At 39.5% G+C, this 25246-nt stretch carries 13 protein-coding genes; 10 read left to right on the plus strand and 3 right to left on the minus strand.

What is annotated here, in order from left to right; genetic code table 11:
- Positions 1 to 182: 182 nt before the first annotated feature.
- From bglX to GR162_RS08390, 3 genes are all read right to left on the minus strand, one after another.
- Positions 183 to 2462 carry a beta-glucosidase BglX gene (gene bglX / locus GR162_RS08380; RefSeq protein WP_160781761.1) on the minus strand — a complete coding sequence of 760 codons (2280 nt, stop codon included), beginning with the start codon at positions 2460 to 2462 and terminating at the stop codon, positions 183 to 185.
- A gap of 326 nt (positions 2463 to 2788) precedes the next feature.
- The gene (locus tag GR162_RS08385) at positions 2789 to 3292 is read right to left on the minus strand and encodes a transposase (protein WP_160781762.1); all 504 of its coding nucleotides are present in this window, start codon (positions 3290 to 3292) and stop codon (positions 2789 to 2791) included.
- Between the two features lies 1 nt (position 3293).
- Positions 3294 to 3761, minus strand: coding sequence for a MarR family winged helix-turn-helix transcriptional regulator (locus GR162_RS08390; protein WP_160781763.1), 468 nt, complete (start codon positions 3759 to 3761; stop codon positions 3294 to 3296).
- A gap of 392 nt (positions 3762 to 4153) precedes the next feature.
- On the opposite strand from GR162_RS08390, the gene GR162_RS08395 reads away from it, so the two are divergent.
- The 10 genes from GR162_RS08395 to GR162_RS08440 all read left to right on the plus strand — a co-directional run bounded on the left by GR162_RS08395 (position 4154) and on the right by GR162_RS08440 (position 25189).
- Positions 4154 to 7345 (plus strand): TonB-dependent receptor, encoded by a 3192-nt coding sequence (locus GR162_RS08395; protein WP_160781764.1) that lies wholly within the window; start codon positions 4154 to 4156, stop codon positions 7343 to 7345.
- A gap of 18 nt (positions 7346 to 7363) precedes the next feature.
- Positions 7364 to 8947 (plus strand): RagB/SusD family nutrient uptake outer membrane protein, encoded by a 1584-nt coding sequence (locus GR162_RS08400; RefSeq protein ID WP_160781765.1) that lies wholly within the window; start codon positions 7364 to 7366, stop codon positions 8945 to 8947.
- An 8-nt stretch (positions 8948 to 8955) separates the two neighbouring features.
- Entirely contained in the window at positions 8956 to 10200 is a 1245-nt protein-coding gene (locus tag GR162_RS08405; RefSeq protein WP_160781766.1) for a glycan-binding surface protein, read from the plus strand.
- Positions 10201 to 10283: 83 nt separating this feature from the next.
- A complete protein-coding gene (locus GR162_RS08410) occupies positions 10284 to 11738 on the plus strand; it encodes a cellulase family glycosylhydrolase (RefSeq protein WP_160781767.1) in 1455 nt (484 codons plus the stop codon).
- A 223-nt stretch (positions 11739 to 11961) separates the two neighbouring features.
- The gene (locus GR162_RS08415) at positions 11962 to 14802 is read left to right on the plus strand and encodes an RICIN domain-containing protein (RefSeq protein ID WP_160781768.1); all 2841 of its coding nucleotides are present in this window, start codon (positions 11962 to 11964) and stop codon (positions 14800 to 14802) included.
- A 180-nt stretch (positions 14803 to 14982) separates the two neighbouring features.
- Positions 14983 to 16656: an alpha-L-fucosidase gene (locus GR162_RS08420; RefSeq protein WP_160781769.1), complete on the plus strand. Its 1674-nt coding sequence runs from the start codon at positions 14983 to 14985 to the stop codon at positions 16654 to 16656.
- 64 nt (positions 16657 to 16720) lie between these two features.
- The gene (locus GR162_RS08425) at positions 16721 to 19855 is read left to right on the plus strand and encodes a glycoside hydrolase family 2 TIM barrel-domain containing protein (protein WP_160781770.1); all 3135 of its coding nucleotides are present in this window, start codon (positions 16721 to 16723) and stop codon (positions 19853 to 19855) included.
- Positions 19856 to 19901: 46 nt separating this feature from the next.
- Positions 19902 to 22337 (plus strand): sugar-binding domain-containing protein, encoded by a 2436-nt coding sequence (locus tag GR162_RS08430; RefSeq protein ID WP_160781771.1) that lies wholly within the window; start codon positions 19902 to 19904, stop codon positions 22335 to 22337.
- A 6-nt stretch (positions 22338 to 22343) separates the two neighbouring features.
- Positions 22344 to 24236: a glycoside hydrolase family 97 protein gene (locus GR162_RS08435; protein ID WP_160781772.1), complete on the plus strand. Its 1893-nt coding sequence runs from the start codon at positions 22344 to 22346 to the stop codon at positions 24234 to 24236.
- Positions 24237 to 24268: 32 nt separating this feature from the next.
- On the plus strand, positions 24269 to 25189 hold the full coding sequence (locus GR162_RS08440; RefSeq protein ID WP_237421333.1) for an alpha/beta hydrolase: 921 nt from the start codon (positions 24269 to 24271) through the stop codon (positions 25187 to 25189).
- Positions 25190 to 25246 lie beyond the last annotated feature (57 nt).

The following is a 25246-nucleotide window of genomic DNA, read 5'->3' on the forward strand; positions in this document are numbered from 1 at the left end:
AACAATATTAATAAAACTAATTTGAACACTTATTTTTTTTTATTCAAATCTGTCTTATTGCCAAAATCCTGAGTACGATTATGAGCCTTATTAAGGAATTATCGTACTCAGGATATAAAAAAAATAAAAGATATTCGATTCTTGTTAAGACAGAAATCCTTTTGGGCTTTATTTTTGGGCTTTTATTTTAGCTCAAATTTACCGTTAAGTCCATTATTAGAATTCCAGCCCACCATAATATTAAATTGGCCAGGTTCTACTAAAAATTTACCGTTGTTGTCGTAGAATCCAAGTTCATTATTTGTCAATGTGAATTGAACTGTTTTGGTTTCTCCCTTTTTTAATTCGACAAGCTCAAAACCTTTTAATTCTTTTACAGGTCTTGCAATGCTTGCAACAGGATCATTTATATAGAGCTGGACGATTTCTTTCCCATCAAAATTACCCGTATTGGTCACATCAACAGAAACTTCTATTTTTTCTCCTTTTTGGAAAGAAGCTTTTGAAATCTTCAGGTTTTTATACTCAAAAGAAGTATAGCTTAATCCGTAACCGAATGGATATAATGGTGTTTTCTCGACATCAGAATAGTGCGACCAGAAAACATTATTGTCTTTGTCTGTAGGTCTTCCCGTATTGTACAGATTGTAATAGATAGGGCATTGGCCTACGTTTCTTGGAAAAGACATTGGCAGCTTGCCACTCGGATTATAGTCTCCGTATAAAACCTGCGCTATGGCATTGCCAGATTGCGTTCCTAATTGCCAAGCTTCAACAACAGCAGGTATATGTTCTGCCGCCCAAGGTATAGACAAAGGACGTCCGTTGTTTAAGACTAAAACAATATTTGGGTTTACTTTATAAATTTCCTCCAGCAATTGCTGCTGATTGCCTGGAAGGGCTAATTCAGTTCTGCTGCGCGCTTCGCCGCTTTGAAAACCTATCTCGCCCAGCACCATTACTACAATTTCAGCCTCTTTGGCCGCTTTTTTTGCCGCTTCAAATCCAGAAAAGTCAGTTGAATTGACTTTTACTTCGTCTAAAAAGGATTGCTTGTTTGTAGCAACATCAGTCCCTTTTTCATAAACTAATGCGCTGTTTTTATATTGCTGCATTCCTTCCAGAACCGATACCGCAGTATTATCATCTGCGGCAATTCTCCAGCTGCCCAAAGGACTGTTTTTATCATTGGCCAAAGCGCCGATTAAAGCAATTTTAGCGCCTGACTTTTTTAAAGGCAGAATATTTTTATCGTTTTTTAATAACACAATCGATTTTTTGGCCATATCCAGAACATCGTCGTTGTTTGCTTTGCTGCCTATATTTGATTTTTCGCGAGCTTCGTCACAATATTTATAAGGGTCGTCAAAAAGGCCCAGTTCAAATTTCACGCGAAGGATTCTGCGCACGGCATCATCAATTACGCTCTCTTTTACCGATCCCTTTTTTACCAGTTTAGCGAGTTCTGTAACATATATATTCGATTCCATATCCATATCAGAACCTGCAAGAGCTGCTTTTTTAGCGGCATCGGCACCATCTGCTGCGTAGCCGTGAGTAATCATTTCTGCTATTGAAGCCCAGTCAGAAACCACAAATCCTTTAAATCCCCAAGCGCCTTTTAGAATATCTCTCTGTAAAAAGATATTTCCTGTAGCGGGAATTCCATTTAAGGTGTTGAATGAATTCATAAAAGTGCGGATTCCCGCGTCACTTGCCGCTTTAAAAGGAGGCAGCACCGTATTATATAGTTTAGAATTACTCATATCTACGCTGTTGTAATCTCGGCCTGCTTCTACAAAACCATAACCGGCAAAATGTTTTGCACAGGCGATGATTTTAGTATGGTCAAAACGCTCGCCTTGAAAACCTTTAACTCTTGCTGTGGCAATTTTACTTCCTAAATAAGGATCTTCGCCAGCGCCTTCCATAACTCTTCCCCATCTTGCATCATTTGAGATATCTACATTAGGTGCAAAAGTCCAATTTAATCCAGATGCAGAAGCTTCCAAAGCAGCTACACTGGCTGAATTTTTAATGGCTTCCAAATCCCAGCTTGCCGCTTCTGCCAGCGGAATTGGGCTTAAGGTTTTATAGCCGTGTATGACATCAAAACCAAAAAGAAGCGGAATTCCCAAACGGGTTTCTTCAACAGCCATTTTTTGCAAAGTTCTGACTTGGTTAACCCCTCGAACGGTAAGAACAGAACCCACCAATCCTTTCTTTATATTATTGTATTTTTCTTCATTAGAACCTGATTCCGGTTTTGGTCCCGTTACATCCCATGAACCATTGTACTGATTCATTTGTCCGATTTTTTCTTCCAATGTCATTTCTTTCATTAAAAGAGAAATTCTTTCCTCTATTGGTTTGTTAGAGTCAAGATACTTTTTTGCTTGTCCGTAACTGGTTCCATAAACAATAAGCAGAAAAAAAGCGTATTGTTTAATTTGTTTTTTCATCATTGTGGTTTTAATTTTATTGTTGAGGTTTTTATAATAAGATTTATTGCTTTTGTAATATGTAAATTCCTGCGAAGAAAATGCACAAAAAATAAAAGATGTAAATGTACTTTTAGGAAAGAAGTCTAAATAATAAATTTGAAGCATTATGTGCGACAAATGATGTATTTTCAGCCTTCGCGATAAGCAAAAACAAAAAATAAGCGACATTAGAAGGCATGAGTGTTTTTCTAAACTGCGCTTTTTATAAAATATCAGTTTAATGATAAAAAAGGAATCGAAATAGGCATAAAACAAAAGGCAGTGTAAATCTACACTGCCTTTTGTTATGCTCTTAGACTGAATAATTTAATGCATAAGGGAATTAATGCGCAGGAAATGACAAGAAATATAATGACCCTGATATAATTGAGCGTCTGCCAAAGGGAAGTTCGTTTTGCAAGATCCTTTGCAAGTGAAGGATTTTCTGCTATTTTTTGAAAATCAATGATGTTTGGTGCAAAATAGGAGAGCGTCCATGCTCTAACTGCAAAATGTGCAGCAAATAAAACTAAAACCCAGTTTCGTACGGGGTCAATTCTCCAGCAGAAAATAATGGCAAGAATAAAGGTGATTTCGTGGATCGAATGAAAAACAATCCAAAAAACTTTTAGGCTCATGCCTTTTCCATCCAATAAAAGCTTAAAATTTTCAGGTGCTGATTCGGTCCATTTAGGCACAAAAACCAGAGTTTCGAAAATCTGTGCGCCATTCATTAAAAAATAGAAAAGTGTGGTGATGCAGAGCCATATTTCAGCTCTGGTCAGGTAATTTGCAGTAAGACCTTCCATATTATTTTTTATTTAAATTATCTTTTGTTTCCTCCATTATGGCTGCAGCTTTAGTAAAATAGCTTTCTATAGTTTCTATCTGCTCTTCTGAAAAAGTGGCAAGCAAAGCCATAGTTTTCTCCTGCAGTTCATCAAAAAAGGGTTTAAGCAGTTTCATGCTATTTTCGACATTTGGAACAATGATGACTTTTCTTCGGTCTTCCTTGATGAAATGCCTTTCCAAAAGTTTCATTTTTTCCAATCGATCTATTAACCCTGTTACAGCACCTGTGCTTAAACCTGTAAGCTTAGAGATTTCTCCAGCAGTTATAGATTGGTAGGAAAGAATAAGTCCTAAATATTTATGGTCTGCTCCCGAAAGCCCTGCTTTTCTTGCAATCGCAGCGTGCATAAATGTAGAGGCATCAGAATATTTTCTGCTGGCAGTCTGAAATCGTGACAGTAAATCTGCAGTATTATTTTTGCTCATAAACTAAGTATCTTAGTTACAAAGATAAATAAATTATTCAAATAAATGTTTGTCAAGTAAAATTTCTATTTTTTAAAATTGTGAACACTACTTTGCTTTTTTAAGTTTCATAAAGATATCTTTCCAATTGCTCTTTAATAAGTTGCTTTTTGAAGCACGTTGATTAATATGGGTATTAGTAAAATCATAAAAAATTATGATATAAAATATTTTAATGAAATAAATAGTTGCTTTTTTTTATCATAAGTTCTGTAATAGTTACAATTAGACCCTTTTTCTGATACAAATAGAACCGTAGTTTGGCAAGTCTTTATTGTTAATTTGTTCCCTGTCTATAAGATTTTTTCGAAAAGACAAACCAGCTTATTAACTAATACCTAACCAACCAAATTATGAATGAAAAAAAAGGAATGCGATGCATTAAAAAGCGCAGTTACTGTCTTTTTAATACAGGCATTATTATAGCAATGCTATTTTATGCCGCACTGATGTCAGCCCAAAATGCTGACCCGAAAAAAATTAAGGGTACTGTAACATCAGAAACAGATGGGCAACCTCTCTTTGGGGTGAATGTCCAGCTTAAAGGAACCAATCAGAAAACCGCAACAGATGCCGATGGAGGTTTTACCATCACAGCAAAAATCGGTGAAACTATTGTGTTTAGCTATCTGGGTTTTGTCAAGGAGGAAGTAAAAATTACCGATGCCCAGCTTACAATCAAACTGAAAGAGGATTTAAAAGCCTTAAATGAAGTAGTGGTAATCGGGTACGGAAAAGCTAAAAGAAAAGATCTTACAGGAGCTATATCCTCTATTAGCGGAGATGAGCTCCGCAAAACACAGCCCGTTACTTTTGATCAGGCACTGCAAGGAAAAGTTGCCGGAGTGGTGGTACAGCAGACTTCAGGACAGCCTGGAGGAGGTGTAAACATCCAGATACGAGGTATGTCTTCCTTTGGCAGCAGTTCACCTTTGTATGTAATTGACGGGGTTATCATTGGCCAAAGTTTTGACAGTGGTAATGGTACCAATCCATTAGCAACTATAAACCCTTCAGATATTGAATCGGTAGATGTCTTGAAAGATGCTTCGGCAACAGCAATTTATGGTTCGCAAGCTACGAATGGCGTAATTGTGATTACTACAAAAAGAGGTAAGGAAGGTGCTGCTAAGATTACTTATGAGGTTTCAACGGGATTTCAAGAGCTTATCAAGCAGTATCCGACTATGGATTTAAGGGAATATGCCACATTTATTAATCAAAGGGCAGCGGTATGGGGTTTTGACGAAAGACCAGAGTTTGCTAATCCGAATTATTTAGGGGAGGGTACCAATTGGCAAGAAGAATTGTTTCGCAAAGCTCCTGTCACAAATCATGTCCTTACTTTAAGCGGCGGTTCAGAAAAAACACAGTATTTGCTATCAGGTTCGTATTTTAATCAAGAAGGGATAGCCTTGGGATCTGAATTTACTAGAGCATCAGTGCGATTGAACTTGGATAATAAAACAACAAATTGGCTTAAGATAGGAACGAGCCTGCAGCTGACCCACATTGATGAAAATGTGAATTCTACTGGATCAAACGTTATTCAGGAAGCTCTTAGCCAGACACCAGATATCCCCGTAAGAAATGCCGACGGAAGTTTTGCAGGGGAAGAAAGCAGCGAAGGATGGATTGCAAAACGTGTGAATCCTTATGCATTGGCACTTATCAATAAAAATAATCCGAAGAGAAATCAGTTTTTTGGTAATCTTTATTTAGATATCGCTTTCACAAAAGACTTTTCTTTCCGTAATGAGATCTCAGGCAATTTTCTGTATAAGACAGAAGACAGGTTTAGCCCAACTTATAAATTCGGACTGGCTGAAAAATTGACCAATGAAGCTTTTTATTCTTATAATCAGGATTATTTTACCACATTTAGAAGTTTCTTCACCTATTCAAAAGTCTTTAATAAAAAATACAATTTTAATGCTCTTTTAGGACATGAAGCGCAGCTGACACAGTTTGAAAATGTTTCTGCAGGAAGAAGAAATTTCATTTCAAATAATGTAACCAATATCGGAAGCGGAGATATTACTACTGCCACCAATGGCGGTACAAAAGGAGACAGCGCACTAGAATCGTACTTCGGACGTTTGAATTTTATCTATGATGACCGATATCTCTTTACGGCAAACATCCGTGCTGACGGTTCTTCAAAGTTTGCGCCTGATAACCGTTGGGTAACTACCTATTCTGGAGCATTTGCATGGAAACTAAACAATGAGAAATTCTTAAAAGGTTCTAAAATCGTTAATGAATTGAAGTTAAGAACAGGATATGGACTTACCAACAATCAAAATGTTAGAAACAATGCCTATCTGTCAACTTTAGAATCGGCATCTACAGGTCTTTCCGGTAATGCACAAATGACTACCAATATTGCAAATCCTGCGGTTGAATGGGAAAAAACAAAATATGGCAATATAGGTCTTGATGCTTCACTGTTTGGATGGAAACTTAATTTATCTGTCGATGTTTACAACCGTATGACTGATGGATTGCTTATGCAGATTCCTCTTCCGTTGTATTCAGGAACAATCGTGGGATATTCGCCTGGAGCCATCAATGCTCCTTATGTCAATATTGGGCAGGTTCGCAACAGGGGTATAGATCTTCATTTAAGTTCAAAAAACATGGAGCATGGAGATTTTACATGGACTACCGATTTTACTTTATCGCATAATAAAAATAAAGTAATGAAATTAAATACCGATGGAGCTTTCCTTCCAGGATACTATGGAGGAGATGTGGTGTCTAGAACTGTAGTAGGCGGTTCAATAGGAGCATTCTACGGTTATAAAGTAGATGGCGTATTTGCTACAGCAGACGATTTTAAAAATCATGCATTGCCAACCAATACCGACGGAACAGTGTTGCCAATTACACCTAATTCGGGTGGAGTATGGTACGGAGACCTTAAATTTAAGGATCTTAATGGAGATGGCGTAATAACTGAAAAAGATCAGACATTTTTAGGATCGCCTGTTCCTGACTTTCAGTTTGGACTTGGGAATACCTTTACTTACAAAGGTTTTGATTTGAATATTTTCTTTACTGCCAATCAAGGCAGTGAGGTGGTGAACGGAATGAGAATCAATGGAGACAATCCTCTTACCAATAACGGCTATTTGAAGTCTTTGAAAGATCACGCTGTATTGGCTTTAATTGATCCTAACGGTTCGGCTTCAGATGTGAATAACGTATATGTGACGAATCCTGAGACCTCAATTGTAGGACTAAAAAACAATGACAGCAACAGAAACAACCGTTTTTCTGATCGATATGTAGAGAATGGCTCTTTTATAAGATGTCGAAACATGACTTTAGGCTATTCTTTTCCAAGTGAAATGATGAAAAAAATACATATTAGTTCGCTAAGACTTTATGTGAATGTCAGCAATCCTTTTTTAATTACCAGCTATACGGGAATGGATCCTGAGGTAGGTTCATGGAATCCTTTGCAGGCGGGAATTGATAATGGTTTCTATCCGCAATCCCGGACTTTTACATTTGGACTTAATCTGGGATTAACTAACTAAAAAACGAAACAGAACATTATGAAGGCTATTTATAAAAATATCATTCTAAGCCTCCTGGCTTCAGCAGTGCTTGTTGGGTGCCAAGACGATTTTCTTGATCGTCCATCGCAATCAGAGATAAGCACAGAAAATTTTTACCAGACCAAAGAAGAGCTTCGTTTAGCCACAGCGGCATTATACGGCGGCAAAATCTGGGCACAATGGAATAATACGGCGTACCTGCCTTTAGGAGATATATTGAGTGGGAATCTTATTCTTCAATATCAGGGTTCAGATCTGGTACAGCTTAATACTTTTACTCTTTCAGGATCCAACGGACGTTTAACAACGGGCTGGGCAGCACTTTACATTATAGTGGCACATTGCAATACGACTATTAACGCTATTAATGAAAAAACACCTTCATCAGTATCGGCCACAGATAAAAATGCGGCTATAGCCGAAGCAAGATTTATACGTGCAATGGCTTATTACCATTTGGCGATGCTTTGGGGTGAAGTGCCAATTATAGAAGATAATACCAAACTCATAAAATCGCCTCTAATAAATAAAAACAAAATTGAGGATGTGTACAGATTTGTAATCGAAGATTTAACTTTTGCAGCAGAAAACCTGCCTAAAACCGATCAGGCAGGCCGAGTTACATCATGGTCCGCTAAAGGAATGTTGAGCAAGGTCTACTTAACTATAGCAGGTGTTGGCCAGACTGGAGGAAGCCGCAATCAAGAATATTTAAATCAGGCTAAAAAGTATGCTAAAGATGTTATCGCAAACAGCGGATTAACTCTGCTTCCTAGTTATGCAGATCTTTTTAAAACCAAGTTCAACGACAATCAGGAATCGCTTTTTGCGTTGCAATGGTCTGCCACTACAGAATGGATGCATGGCAATCATTTACTGACTTACTCTCCAAGCAATGACATTAATCCTCAAAAAGGAGGAGCATGGGGATCTCCAGGTGTGAGCTACGATTTGTATTTAGCTTATACAGAGCAGGATTCTATTCGCAGAAAAGCAAGTTTTATGTTGCCAGGAGATCATTATCCTGAGCTTAATGCCGCGGGTGGCGGTTATACGGCAGCCTCTCCAGGAATGAAAAAACATATTATTGGGAATGAAGCCGACAATAATTCACCTGCGATGTCTTATTTGGGATCTATTGAGCATAATGCCCTTTTGAGACTTGCAGATGTGTATCTGGTATATGCAGAAGCGGTGCTTGGAAATGATGTTTCGACAAGTGATGCTGATGCACTGCTATATTTTAATAAAGTGAGAACACGCGCAGGTGTGGATCCTCTTACCTCGATTAATGAAGATATTATTCTTAATGAGAGAAGAGTAGAATTTGCCTGCGAGGGACAATATTGGTATGATTTGGTAAGACTCTCGTATTATAATCCTCAAAAAGCAGTGGCACTTTTGAGCAACCAGCAGAGAGTATTGTTTGATTACGACAAGGATTCGAAAACTGCAACGCCAAACGATCCTATTGGAACGATATCGCCTGCAACCTCTGCCACTTTTACCCTGCAGCTTCCGACAACAGAAGTGGTAGTGAACCCTAAGTTAAATGAACCGTCAGTTCCATACTATAAATAATGACAGTTATGAGAAAAATATTAGATAATAGTTTTAATCGCCTGCTTTTTGCAAGCTTGATGTTTGTTGCAGCCTTGTTGATGTCCTGCAATAATGATGAAGATTCGGGGTCTGGACCGGTTATCACGGAGGTGCGCAATTATGCTGCAGCTCCCAATGACACATTGGTGAATAAATTGGTTCCTGGGCAGTGGGTTGTATTAAAAGGATCTCATTTAAAAGATGCGGTAAAGATTGCCTTCAACGGTATGGCAGTTGATTTTAATGGAGGTTTGTTTGCCGATAACTACGCAGTGGTACAAGTGCCAGCAGTGATTCCATTTCCTTCTGTAGCTGAAAATGATTTAAACACCATTGAGCTTGTTACGCCAAAAGGAAAAGTGATTTTTGATATTGATATAGTGGCGGGACCACCGGCGCTAGACCGTATTTCAAATGAAAATGCACTGCCGGGAGAAGAGGTGGTTGTGTACGGAACAAATTTGTTTCAGATCAGCGAACTCATTTTTGCAGGCGTGTCCGTACAGGAATTTACAGGTTCAGATGACGGGACTTCAGTCAGTTTTATAATGCCAGATGCTGGAAGTAGCGGACCTTTAAAAATTACTACTGCATCAGGTGAAATTGCGACATTATTTAATGTGAATGATCTCACTACAGGCATGATTTGCAATTTCGATACCATAGGCAGCATGTCTTGGGGAACTTCTACCAGCGACAATGATCCGGATTTTCCAAACAATAGAGGCGTATATCCTATTTTAAACCCTGGTGCGTTGAGTGCAGGAAATGGTTCTTGGTGGGAAAACGGAAGATGCATTAACATTGAGCAGCCCCAGCATTGGATTCAGCCTAACGATTTAGCATTAGACCTTAACCAGTTTGCGTTAAAATTCGAAATTAATATTGCAGGAACTTGGAAAGGCAGTTCAATTTTTATTGTAAAAGATTATAACTGGACCTATTTGGCGAGATACGAACCTTGGAAAACTGCTGGAAGCAAAGGTGTTACTACAGAAGGTAAATGGACTACTGTAACGATTCCTTTAACGGAGTTCCGCACTAAAAAGGACAATAAAGACGGAACAGGCGATTCAGCAGCAAGCTTAACCGAATTGGTTGGCAGTTCTGGTACAGGCGGCATCAACTTTTTTATTATTAACGATGCCTCCACTCCTGCGCCTGGAGATTTCCGAGCAGCAGTTGATAATATCAGGGTAGTAAAGATCCTTAATAAAGCTAACACAAATTAGAAAAACGAAAGATTCTGAACTGCGGAAATTCAGCTACAGAGATAATTTCTGCAGTTCAGATCATAAACTTTAAAACAAATTAAATGAAACATAAATTCTTATATCAGATGCTGTTGCTTTTTATGATCAGCGGATCTTCTTTTAGCTGTTCTAAAAGTACAGATGAAGAGCCGTATTTGACAGTTTCGACAGAATCGGTTTCTTTTATGCCTGAGGGAGGCACATCTGAACCAATTACTATAGAGGCAAACAGCAAATGGACTATAACAAATTCAGCCTCATCCTGGCTGCAGTTAAGCAAATTAAGCGGGGCCCAAGGTACAGAGAAGACCGCATTTACAGCCTCTGCTAACAACAGCGGGGTTAGCCGTTCGGCTGTTCTGACTGTTACAGCAGATAATGGACAAGCCAGACGAATTACAGTTACACAAACAGGCAATTTATATCCAGGTTATAATTTATCTCCAAAGCCAGCTGATGCTGTAGGGATGAGCACAGCGGTTGAATTGGCTGCCAAATTTAAACTGGGATGGAACATTGGGAATACATTTGAAGCACCGGGTGGTGAAACCGGTTGGGGTAGTCCAGTGATCACAGAGGAATATGTAAAAGCTGTAAAGCAATTAGGTTTCTCTGCCATTCGCATACCTTGCGCTTGGAATTTTCATCTTGACAACGAAGCTACCGCACATCTTGATCAGAATTGGATAAAAAGGGTAAAAGAGGTCGTAGGTTATTGTGTGAAGAACGACATATATGTTATGCTTAATATTCACTGGGACGGTGGATGGCTGGAAAAAAACATCACTAAAGCAAAGCAGGAGGTTGTCAATGCCAAACAAAAAGCATTATGGGAACAAATCGCTACCGCAATGCGTGATTTTGATGAGCACCTGATGTTTGCTAGCGCTAACGAACCGGATGCCAGGAATGCGGAGGAGATGGCAGTATTAGCATCATACCACCAAACCTTTGTTACAGCTGTTCGCTCTACAGGTGGAAGAAACAGTCACCGCGTTCTTATCGTTCAAGGTCCTCAAACAAATCCTGGATTGACATTTGACCTGATGAACACGCTTCCTACAGATCAGGTGCCAAATCGCCTTATGGTTGAGGTGCATAACTATACACCATCACAATTTTGTATCGGAAATAAAGATGAGAGCTGGGGTAAATTGATTTACTACTGGGGTAAAGGCCATCATTCGACCATTGAACCTGACCGTAATGCTACATACGGAGAAGAGGACGAGATAATTGCCGATTACAACAAAATGAAAACCAAATTTATAGATAAAGGAATACCGGTTATAATGGGAGAGTATGGCGCTTACAGACGTAGTGACCCTGCTTATCTTCCTAAAGATTTGGCTATGCATAACGCCTCGGTAGACTATTGGATAAACTTTACAACCAAAGAAGCATTAGCACGCGGTATTAAACCTTTTTGGTGGGATATAGGAGTAGCTATAGACAGGAGTAATTTTACTGTAAAAGATCAACGTACGATAGATGCTCTTAAAGCAGGGGCTAACTAAAATTTTAAGATATCCGCCTTTCAAAGTTTTTTCAGGATTAGGCATTTATTGGCTATTCCTGAAAAAAAGCAATTTTTTGCTTTTACATTATGAAGTATACTGCCGCATTTCTGGTGCGGCAGCTCTTATCAGTACTAAAATGCTAAGAATTTTGAAGCATGGGTTCGGGTGAGAATAGATTGTAAGGATGATAATAATTTAAACTTTTAAAAAACAAATCAAGATGAAAAAAGCTTACTTATTATGTGTATTGATTTTAACAGTTTTTGTTTCCCAAGCCCAGAGCGTTTGGAAAAATGTTCAGATTGGAGGTGCTGGTTTTGTTACTGGTATTATTCCAAGTAAAACAGATGCCAATTTAAAATATGCCCGCACAGATGTGGGAGGAGCTTATCGATGGGACGCATCTGGCAACAGATGGATACCCTTATTGGATTGGACCAGTGTAGACCAGCTGGGGTATCAGGGAGTGGAATCGCTAGCGATTGACCCCCAGAATAATAATGTGGTATATATGCTGGTTGGAACCGATTATTTTAATGGTCAGAAAACAGCGATTTTAAAATCAACCGACAGAGGCGCTAATTTTACTGAAACTATAGTTACCTCACAATTTAAGGCGCATGGAAACGGTATGGGAAGATCTAATGGCGAGCGATTGGCTGTAGATCCCAACAATTCTAATGTGCTTTTCTGCGGAAGCAGACGCGATGGATTGTTTAAAAGCACTAATGGCGGTTCGACTTGGTCTAAGGTATCGTCATTTCCTGTTACGACAACAGCAAATGATAACGGAATCTGTTTTGTAATTTTTGATTCTGCATCGGTTTCTGGAGGCAGCACCCAGACTATTTATGCTGGCGTTTCCAGAACTGGAGCTTCCAATCTTTATAAAAGTACAGATGCTGGAAATACTTGGAATGCCGTTTCGGGAGCCACAGTAAATTATATGCCTCAGCGAGCAGTGTTAGATTCTAACAGAGCTTTATTAATCACTTATGCTGATAAGGAAGGGCCTTGGAATCCTTCTTCAGGACAGATTTGGAAGCTTTCTAGCGCAGGGGCTTTAACGAATATTACACCGTCGTCCTTTTCGGGGCCTTTTGGCGGAATCGATGTTGACCCTTCCAATTCGCAGCGTCTGATTGCCTCTTCGATGAATACTTATATGGCGCAGTATACCAATGCACAAGGCAATATAATTTATGCAGATCGTTTCTTTTTAAGTACAGATGGAGGTGCATCATGGAGAGATCTGGTTGGAAATTCAGGAATCAATGTTTTAGACAATGGCTGTACTTGGATTTCAGGATCTTCAGCATCCATTCACTGGACTGGCGATATCAAATTTAATCCTTTTAATACCAATAAGGCAAGCGTAATATCTGGAAACGGTATTTTTACCTGTGATGATCTTAATGCATCAAAAACCTCGTGGAAGTTTGATGCTATTGGCCTTGAAGAGAGCGTTCCTCTAGGTTTAATCAGCATTCCAGGCGGACCTTTAATGAGTGTTATTGGAGATTATGACGGATTTAAACATACTGATGTTTCGGTATATGCACCACAATATAAGCCTGCAATGGGAACCACATCTGGATTGGCTTATGCATCAGGAAATACCAATAAAATTGTAAGACTTGGAGAATATATGTACTATTCCAACAATCAAGGAACTGATTGGATAAAGACAACTGCAACCTTAGCAGGACCACGCGGAACGGTGGCACTTTCGTATGACGGCGCAACTATTCTACATGTTCCAGAGTCTTCCAGCGCTATGTACCGCTCTACCAATAATGGAGCTAGCTGGACGACTGCAACAGGAATTAATTTCAATACGGTTGCCGTATCTGATGCAGTTACAAACAATAAATTTTATGCCTACAACAGAAGTAACGGAGATTTAAAAGTAAGTACAGACGGAGGTGCTTCTTTTAATACGGTTTCTAATGTTGGAGCAGGGGGATCTAGCCTGATTAGAACAGTTCCTGGGTATGCTGGGCATTTGTGGATTGCTAAGAATTCTGGCGGATTAATAAGGTCAGTTGATGGCGGAGTTAGTTTTAGCACACCTTCAACAGCGGTAAGCAATGCTGCAGCAGTCGGAATTGGTAAAGCGAAGACAGGCACTTCTTATCCAATTATTTATATCTGGGGTACTGTAAACGGCGTTACGGGAGTTTTCCGTTCTGTAGACCAAGGCAGCAATTGGACTCGCGTTAACGATGATGCGCATGAATATGGAGGTACTGGAAATGGAAACTTCGTAATGGGAGACATGAATATTTACGGACGTGTATATATGAGTACTGTTGGAAGAGGACTTGTTTATGGTGACGATCTTGCTGAAACCGCATCTTATTATACCATTTCAAATAGAAGCACTGGACTGCTGATAGACGGAATGAGCAGAACCACAAATGGAAGTAACGCAGGACAATGGAACTACAGCGGAAGCAGTGCCCAGCAATGGGCTCTAGAGTATAACGGCAGCGAGGTTATGATTAAAAACAGAGCTACTGGATTGTATATAGACGGAATGAGCAGAACAGTTAATCCGTCAATCGCTGGACAATGGGCCTATAGTGGAAGTGAAGCGCAGAAATGGATACAGGAAGATGCTGGTTCGGGCTATATCAAGTTTAAAAATAAGGCGACTGGATTGTACTTGGATGGTTTAGGAAATGCAACTAACGGAGCCGATTTAAGCCAGTGGAGTTTCAGTTCAAGTAATAACCAGCAATGGTCTCTTACTGCGGTATCGAGTGCAACTTTGAGATTAGGTGCTAATACAGAAAGCTTACAAGAGCAGAAATTTACTGTCATCTGTTCTCCAAATCCGTTTACAAGCAGCTTTAAAATTGAAATAAACGATTATAAGGAACCGATAAGCGTGCGAATTTTTGATATTAACGGAAAAAATGTTGAGTCTGCGCAAGTCAAAGACCAGAGCCAGCTATCAATGGGAAACACACTTCAATCAGGATTCTATATCGTAAAAGTGGAAGGAACTGGAGGTAATCTTCTCCAATCATTTAAAATGATTAAAAAAACGAGATAAATTAAATTGACAGAAGTCCTAACAGTAGAATAACTCTGTTAGGACTTTCATATAGAGATTATGTACCTGTATCAGCACATTCTACTGTAATTTAGAAGACCAATAATTTTTTGCAATAAAAGCCAAAAAGAAAAATTTAAAAACACGTTAGCTCAGGGCTAACAAAAAATAAAAATCAAAATGTATAAAAAGAATAAGAGAAACCAATTATTTACAGCTTTATGTATCCTCTGCGCCAGTTTTTTACAGGCACAGCAAAAATACCAGTCACCGGTTACAGAAAACACTGAAAAGGTAGCTTCTGGAAAATTTAAACCAACTTGGGAGTCTCTTCAGCAGTATAAAACTCCTGAATGGTTTCGCAATGCTAAGTTTGGAATCTGGGCGCATTGGGGACCGCAATGTCAGCCGGAGCAAGGAGATTGGTATGGCCGATTTATGTATGATGAAGGCGGAGCGCAGTACAAATGGCATGTAGAACATTACGGACACCCATCTAAAGTAGGGTTTAAAGAGGTTATTAAGGATTGGAAAGCTGAAAACTGGGATCCTGAAAAAATTGTAGCACTATATAAACGAGTTGGAGCACAGTATTTTTTTGCCATGGCCAACCATCATGACAATTTGGATTTATGGAACAGCAAATACCAAGCGTGGAATTCTACAAAAGTTGGCCCTAAAAAAGATATTATTTCAGGCTGGGCTGCGGCGGCTAAAAAACAAGGATTACCATTTGGATTAAGTGTTCATGCGGCTCATGCTTGGACTTGGTTTGAAACTTCGCAACGTTCAGACAAAAAAGGACCTTATGCTGGAATTCCTTACGATGGAAAACTTACTAAAAAAGACGGTGTTGGCACTTGGTGGGAAGGGCTAGATCCGCAGGAGTTATATGCACAAAACCATTCTCTAAGTGCTGGAAGTGCAGAAAGCATTACCTCTTTGTGGGGGCAGTGGAATTGGGATAACGGAGCCTCTATTCCTTCAGTAGAATATTGCGAGAATTTCTATAACCGCACTATGGATTTAATTAATACCTACAAACCAGACCTTCTTTATTTTGATGATACGGGACTTCCGCTTTATCCGGTAAGTGATGCAGGCTTAAAAATAGCGGCTCATTATTACAATACCAACATGGCAACCCATGATAATAAACTCGAAGCAGTTTTATTTGGAAAAGTACTGACTCCAGAACAGAAAAAATGTATGGTCTGGGATGTTGAAAGAGGAGTGCCTGACCAGATTCAAAACGAAGCTTGGCAGACTTGCACCTGTATTGGCGACTGGCACTACAGCAGGGCAATTTATGATGGAAATGGATATAAATCAGCTAAGACGGTTATTCAGATGCTTATTGATATTGTCAGTAAAAACGGAAACCTATTGCTAAACATACCTGTACGCGGAGATGGTTCTATCGATGACAAAGAAATCGCAATTCTTGAAGATATAGCGAAATGGATGGATGTAAATAAAGAAAGTATTTTTGATACTCGTCCTTGGAGTGTATATGGTGAAGGACCCGCAGCAGAAACAGTCAATCCTATTAATGCTCAAGGATTTAATGAAGGGAAAGTAACGCTGACAGCCCAGGACATTCGCTATAATCAGAAAGGGAAAATCTTGTATGCTACTGCATTAGGTGTTCCTGCTGAGAATGTAATCCTGAAACTCCTTGGTAAAAAGAAAAATAATACCACGATAAAAAATATCAGTGTACTTGGCAGTAAAGAAAAAATTTCCTGGAAGCAATATCCGGATTCACTTGTGATTCAAAAACCAAAATTTATTCCAAATAATATAGCAGTAGTCTTTAAGGTACAGTATGCAGATGCTGTCAAAAGTAATTAGTATTAAATTGTAAAGCATTAAGGAACAGATAAATGCTAAAAAGCAATCGTTCAAACCCATTGACATGATAAAAAAAATCTTTCTCATTGCCGTATTTTTTGCGGTTAACCTTATAAATGCCCAGCAGGTAAATGACTGGGAGAATCCAGCTGTTAATGGCATCAATAAGGAAAAACCACATGCATACGGTTTTCTTGCCGAAGAGAAAAAAAATAATCCAATGCTTTTGTCTCTGAATGGGATGTGGAAATTTAACTGGTCGGCCAATCCACAGTCTCGACCAGCTGATTTTTACAGCAAAGATTTTTCTACTGATGCTTGGACTGCTATTTTAGTACCTGGCAGTTGGGAATTGCAAGGATTTGGAACCCCTATTTACACCAATGTGGCCTATCCTTTTAAAAGAGATATTCCAAGAGTAAGCGGCGAACCCGATGAGAGTTTTACGACTTTTAAAGAAAGAAATCCCGTTGGCAGCTATACAACTAGCTTCAAGATTCCCGAGAACTGGAGTAGTAAACAGATATTTATTAATTTCGGAGGAGTACAATCGGCAATGTATCTTTGGGTAAACGGACATAAAGTAGGCTATAGCGAAAATTCTATGTCGCCTGCCGAGTTTGACATTACGCCTTATATCGAAAAAGGAGACAATAAACTGGCTGTAGAAGTTTACAAATACTGCGATGGCAGTTATATGGAAGATCAGGATATCTGGCGTTTGGGCGGGATATTCAGAGATGTCGATCTGATTGCAAGACCTAAAACCTTTATCGGAGACTATTTTGTAAAGGCAATTCCAGACAAATCATATTCAAAAGCAGAAGTTGCCATCGATATCCGTTTGGATAACAGAGGCACAGAGAATACTTCAGGATTGAAAGTTGAGGCTACTATAAGCGGATATTCAAAATCAGGAGATTATATAGAGAAGCAGTTTCAGGCAAAAGTGCCGGTTTCATCATCCAAAGGACTCTTTACGATGAATGCCATACTAGATAATCCGAAACTTTGGTCAGCAGAAACTCCCGACTTGTATAAGCTTGTTCTGCAACTTAAAAATAAGAAAAATGAGATTGTAGACAGAGCCGAATGCTATTTTGGTGTTCGAAGCATTGAAGTGCGTGCAGACGTATTTTACATCAATGGCAAAGCGGTGAAATTGAAAGGCATTAACCGCCATGAAATGCATCCGCGTACAGGAAAATACATCAGCCGTCAATTCATGATACGTGATATGGAGCTAATGAAACAGGCTAATATTAATATGATACGCACAAGCCATTATCCTGATGATCCGCTGTTTTATGAACTTTGCGACAAATACGGTTTTTATGTAATGGACGAGGCAAATCAGGAGTCCCATGCTTTCGGTCTCGGGAATAAAGAGCTGGGCGAAGATCCTCTCTGGAAAACTTCTCATATAGAACGTGCCACTTCGCTTGTTGGAAGAGACAAAAATCACGCGTCCGTGGTTATCTGGTCTCTTGGCAATGAAGGCGGTAAAGGAGAAAATATGAAAGCAATGGCAGATACCATTCGCAAACTCGATAAGACACGCCTCGTTTTTTCGGATACCCACAGAGAAATATCAGATCTCTATGATGATAGTTATTTGCATCCTGAAGATTTTAAGAAATTGGGCGAAAGGATAAAAGACAAACCTGTAATTATGCGCGAGTATGCTCATGTTATGGGAAATTCAGGCGGAAATCTGCAGGAATATTGGGATGTAATTTATGCAGATCCAAGCCTATGCGGTGCTGCAATTTGGGAATGGGACGAACACGGACTGCCAAAAGCCAAAGATGGTTCTCCGTTTCAACTTACCCAGCACCCTGACGATTATTCTTTAAGAGATAGCGAATTTTGGGCATATGGCGGAAACTTTGGCGACAAGCCCAACGATGGCAATTTTGTCATGAGAGGATTGGTTTCTTCTGATCGAAAACCATATCCGCATTATTATGAGGTGCAGAAAGTCTATCAGCCTGTTATTTTCCAAATGCAGGATGAAAAGAAAACAAGTATTAAAGCCACCAATCGTTTTGATTTTCTGCCGCTTCAAAATTTCGATATTGAATATGAATATGTTTGCGAAGGAAAATCTTTGCAGAGAGGTCTGCTGAACTTCGGTTCTGTTTTGCCAGGGGCTTCTGCTGTTATTGATCTCCCATATCTTCAGAACGAACAAAAAGCCTGTCCTGAAATCTGCCTTAACATTTATGTAAGGCTTAAAGATGGTGCACTTTGGGCAGAAACAGGCTATTGCATCGCTCGTGAACAGTTTATAATAAAACCTTATGAGTGGAAAAAAGGCATTTCTGGAGCAAAAGCTGTAAAAGTAAAGGAAACGTCTACTGTTATTGAGCTTAAGACGGATGATATGAATTTTGTTTTCAATAAAAACAATGGTGAGCTAACAAGTTGGAAAATCAAAGATCAGGAGCTTTTAATAGGATCTTTGGAGCCTTATTTCTGGAAAACTCCAAATGACAACCAGAAGCAGAGCGGTTATTCAAAAGAATTCTCAAAATGGAAAAACGCAACAGCCGATAGAGTGGTTAAAAAGGTTGCTGTAACCAAACAAGATACCTTAGCTACGGTAAAATTTGATATCAGTTTTCCTCGTATTGGAGCCAATTATACGCTAGAATATCAGCTAAACGGAGATGGAAAATTAGGCACAAGAGCTTTTTATAGGCCATTAAGCGATACTATCGGACAAATTCCTAAATTTGGAATGAGACTTCGCATTCCCAAAAATTATAATGCTGTAAATTGGTATGGCCGAGGCCCTTATGAGAATTACCCAGACCGAAAAACAGCTTCTTTTTTAGGAGCATATCACAAAGATCTGGAACATTTTATCGTTCCGTATCCAGCTCCGCAAGATAATGCAAACCGCAGTGATGTGCGTTGGTTTTCTCTTGAATCGCCAAACGGAAACAGTATTAAAGTAACGGGATTGCAGCCGTTGAATTTCCGTGCATGGCCTTATACAGAAGAAGATTTGGAAAATGCCAGACACGATTACCAGCTGGCCAGACGTGATTTTATCAACCTTAATATTGATCTAAATATTCATGGTGTTGGAGGCGATGATTCTTGGGGAGCAAAAACAATGGAAAAATATACCAATTCTGGCAGTAAGCCGTATGAGTTTGGATTTACTTTAGAATATTTCCAAAAACAGTAACGTCTTGCCGCATTATTTCAGAACAGTACAAAATCAAATAACGAAAATGAATAATTCAATTTCAGATCACATACACTATTTAAAGAAAAGCATGCTATTTTTATGCCTGCTGCTTCTAAATTTTTCATCTCTGCATGCACAGGAAAACGTAAAGAGAAAACAGCTTTTTGACGATGATTGGAGATTTTTTCTGGGAGAGGAGACAAAAGCCTCATCCGATAATTTCAATGATAAGGACTGGCGAAAGCTTGATCTGCCTCATGATTGGAGTATTGAAGGCAAAGTCCATCCAAAGAATCCTACTGGAGCAGGAGGAGGATATTTTCCCGCAGGAGTGGCTTGGTACCGAAAGACTTTTACAGTGCCAGATAATTGGAAGACCAAAAAAACAGCGATTTATTTTGAAGGGGTTTATATGAATTCCGAAGTTTTTATTAATGGCAAGTCGCTTGGGGTTTATCCGTACGGATATTCCTCTTTCAGCTATGATCTTTCTCCGCATCTCAAATATGGAGAACAGAATGTGATTGCGGTGCGAGTAGATAATTCGCAGCAGATGAACAGCCGCTGGTATAGCGGATCGGGAATCTACAGACATGTCTGGCTAATTCAGACCAATCCAGTTCATATAGCACAATGGGGAACAGGAATCAGCACTTTCGAGATTTCTCCCAAAAAAGCCACAGTCCGTGTGGAAACCAAAGTGATCAATGAAACCGAATCGTTACCGGAAATTACCGTTACAGCATTAATCCAAAATCCAACATCTAAGACTGCAGGGCGTCAGGAAACAAAAGTGGCGCTTTCTCCAAAGAGCGAAAAAGTCGTGACTCAGCTTATAAAAGTTAGCAATCCGGCACTTTGGAGTCCGCAGCAGCCTTTTTTGTATAAAGTCTTGATGCAGGTTTCAAAACAGAAGAAAATCCTTGATGAGAGTATTGTCGATTTTGGAATCCGCTCTCTTAAATTTACAGTTGAGAATGGATTTCAGCTCAACGGAAAAACAATTAAGCTCAACGGAGGATGCGTGCATCACGACAACGGTGCCCTGGGTGCCGCTGCTTTTGACCGTGCAGAACAACGCAAAGTGGAGCTTTTAAAAGCCAGCGGATTCAATGCTGTAAGAACTTCTCATAATCCACCTTCAGAAGCCTTTTTAGATGCCTGCGACCGATTAGGTTTGCTGGTTATGGACGAATCTTTTGACTGTTGGAAAGTTGGAAAAAATAAATATGATTATTCAAATTATTTCAATACTTGGTGGAAACGCGATTTGCAAGCCATGGTGCTGCGCGATCGCAATCATCCCAGCATTTTTATGTGGAGCATTGGAAATGAAATACCGGAAAGAGAAAATCCTGATGCAGTAAATACGGCCAAAATGCTTTCTGAAGAAATAAAAAAAATCGACACAAGCCGTCCGATAACATCGGCCATTGTTAATGGCGGTAAAAATTGGGATATATTTGATCCTTTGATGGCTCAGCATGATGTTGCGGGATATAACTACAGTTTAGATAAAGCACCGCAAGACCATTTAAGAGTACCTTCTCGAATTATAGTCCAAACAGAATCGTATCCTAAAGATGCTTTTAAAAACTGGGAATTAGTACAGAAAAACAATTATATCATTGGAGATTTTGTATGGACGGCCATGGATTATCTAGGAGAATCGGGAATAGGACGCAACTATTATTCAGGAGAAGTACCTGGTGAACATTGGGAGAATGATTTTTTTCCGTGGCACGGCGCTTATTGCGGGGATATAGATTTGATTGGATGGAGAAAACCTATAGCACACTACAGAAGTATGCTCTATAACGAAAAGGAAAAACTCTATATAGCAATTCGAGAGCCGGCACCTGAACCTCTTGAAATCAAACAGACCTGGTGGTCGGTATATCCTACGTGGGAAAGCTGGACATGGCCCGAATATACAGGGAAAAATGTTGAGGTCGAAGTATATTCCAAATATCCAAAAGTTCGGCTGTATCTTAATGGCCAGCTTTTAGGAGAGAAGGAAACAGGAGAGCAGCAACAATTTAAAACTGTTTTTGTCGTACCTTACGCATCAGGAATCTTGAAAGCGGTTGGTTTATCAAATGAAGAGGAACAGGAATACGTTACGCTGAAGACTGCAGGTGAGGCGGTGCAGATTAAATTGGCAGCCGACCGAAAAGAGATGAAAGCCGACGGACAAGATTTGACTTATATTGCAGTCGAACTAATGGATCGTGAAGGAGTTTTGAATCCTAATGCAGACGGACGCCTTACTTTTAAAATTGAAGGACCTGGAACTATCCAAGCAGTTGATAATGCAAATTTAAAAGATTTTGAACCGTATCAATCCACAACTAGAAGGGCTTGGCACGGAAGAGCTCTGGCAATTGTGAGAAGCAGTCATCAGAAAGGACAAATCAAAGTAACGGTTTCTGGAGATGGATTACAACCTCAGACCATTACTATTACATCAAATAATTAAAAGAATATGATATCAGCAGCAAGGCAAAGCCTTTTTTTAATCCTTTTTTTATGTTCATTCTGTATAGACGCCCAAAAGATCAGTTCTCCTGATGGACGTATACAAGTTATTTTAAACCTGCCTGATAAAAACAAGCCTGATGGTGTTTCTTATAAAGTTTTATACCAAAGCGAAACGACCCTTTCTGAAGTGGTGCGCGAATCAAAATTAGGCATCACACGAGAGGATCAGCAGTTTGTGGGGAATCTATTGTTTGTTGGACAATCTGAATCTGTTTCGGTGAAGGACACTTACGAGATGATCTGTGGCAAGCGCAAGCATTGCGAAAATACAGCAGTCGAAAAAACATTTCATTTTAAAAACACAAACAATCAGACTTTAGATATCATTTTCAGGGTTTATAACAACGGAGTAGCCTTTCGTTATGCATTTCCTGATGCTTCCGATTCTAAACTTAGCATTACTGGAGAGGCTACTACATATGTCCTGCCGAAAAAAGCAGACCGATGGATGCAGCCATACGATCCTTCTTACGAAAGATTTTTCCCGTATAGCACAGGCGAATCAGCAACAGATAAGGCACAGCAATATGGCTTTCCAGCATTGTATAAACTTCAAGACCAACCAGTGTGGGCATTGATTTCTGAAGCTGATATTAGCGAGGATAACTGCGCCGCCAGATTAACGAGCACTTCTAATGCTGATGAATATCAAATTGCATATCCGTCTGCGGCGCAATCAAAACAGCCATGGCACTCCCAATGGCATACCGTAATAATTGGGAAACTTTCAGATATTGTGGAGTCTACTCTTATTACTGATGTAAGCGCGCCTAGCCGCGTGAAAGATACCCAATGGATTAAGCCCGGCGCCGTTTCGTGGATTTACTGGGCCAACAACCGAGGGTCTAAGGATTATCAGATTGTGAAGGATTATATTGATTTGGCTGTCGAAATGAACTGGCCGTACGTGCTTATTGACTGGGAATGGGATGTAATGGCAAATGGTGGTAACATCATTGATGCGGTAAACTATGCCAAAAGCAAATCAATAAAACCTATGATATGGTACAATTCTGGCACAAGCTGGATGGAACCTACTCCAAACGATCGTTTGCAAACGGCTGAAAAAAGAGCTAAAGAATTTTCGTGGCTCAATAAGATTGGCGTGTATGGCATTAAAGTCGACTTTTTTGCAGGCGATCAGCAAGAAATGATGCAGTATTATATCGCTATTTTAGAGGATGCAGCTAAATATCATCTGATGGTAAATTTTCATGGTGCCACTGTTCCTCGAGGCTGGGCAAGAACCTATTCGAATCTGATGTCCACCGAGGCAGTTTATGGAGCAGAATGGTACAACAATACGGCTGAACTTACAGATAAAGCGGCTGTACACAATACCACGCTCCCTTTTACTCGAAATGTAGTAGGCTCGATGGATTATACTCCCGTTACTTTTTCAAATTCTCAGCATCCGCATATTACTTCTTACGGTCACGAATTGGCTTTGGCGGTCGTTTTTGAATCAGGCCTGCAGCATTTTGCCGATAGGCCATCAGCTTACAGATCTTTGCCTGAACCAGCCAAAGAGTTTCTGAAAAAAGTGCCGGTAGGTTGGGACGATACGCAATTAATTGACGGCTATCCCGGAGAAAAAGTTATTATCGCCCGTAAAAAGGCAGATAAATGGTACATTGGAGGCTTAAATGGTAAAGATCAGGCTCAGACTTTAACGGTAACATTTGATTTCGTTGGCAAAGGAACTTATAGTTTTGAACTTATAAAAGACGGAAAAGACGATAAATCTTTTTCTTCTGAAATAATAAAGGTAAAAAAAGGCAGTGTATTAAAAATTGAGTGCCTGCCAAGAGGAGGATTTACAGGGGTAATAAAATAGTTAGAATATTGACAATTAAAATGAAAAGCATTTTGAAAACAAAAAGAATTAGAACCACATTGCTTATTTTTCTGATGGTTGCTGGAAAGACATTTGGACAAAGTAAAACCATTAATCTGTGGGATAAGAAAGCGCCAAGCGCTATAGCTAATGCCGATTATAAAGAGACCAATTCAGATGATAGCTGGATGCAGCGTGTCACAAATCCGAGATTGGACGTGTATCCTTCTCCTGCAGAAAAATCAACAGGTACAGCTGTCATTATCTGTCCTGGCGGAGGTTACTCAGGAATGGCTATCGGGCATGAGGGAAAACAGGTTGCAGAATGGCTCAATAGTCTTGGCATTACGGCTTTTGTACTAAAATACAGATTGCCAGATGCTGCTATAATGACTGATAAATCGGTTGGTCCTATGCAAGACGGACAGCGTGCCATCCGTTTGGTTAGAAGCAGAGCCAAAGAGTGGGGAATAGATCCTAAAAAGATTGGCATTATGGGGTTTTCTGCCGGTGGGCATTTGGCATCTACTCTTTCTACACATTTTAATGCAAAAGTATATGAGACTGCAGATGCAACTAGTGCGCGTCCAGATTTTTCATTGCTGATATATCCTGTAATATCAATGCGTGATGATATAACACATATGGGATCTAGAATTAATCTTTTGGGCGAAAAACCATCAGCGGAGCAGGTTAATAATTTTTCAAATGAACTGCAAGTCAATAGTGAAACTCCGACAGCATTTTTGGTTCATTCCATGAATGATGATGCTGTACCAGTAGAAAACAGTATTGAATATGCTTTAGCGCTAAAGAAAAATAAAATTCCTTGCGAACTCCATATCTACGAAAAAGGAGGACATGGCTTTGGACTTGGCAAATCTGGCGGCACAGAGTCTGATTGGAGTCTGGCATGCGGCAGATGGCTTAAAGCAAAAGGCTTGATGAATTAAAAAAAGAAATATTTAGTTTCTCAGCGACTACCTGTTTTTTGGAAGCAGATCTTTTTG

It is taken from the genome of Flavobacterium sp. HBTb2-11-1, assembly GCF_009826975.1.
In the GTDB taxonomy this organism is placed as follows: domain Bacteria; phylum Bacteroidota; class Bacteroidia; order Flavobacteriales; family Flavobacteriaceae; genus Flavobacterium.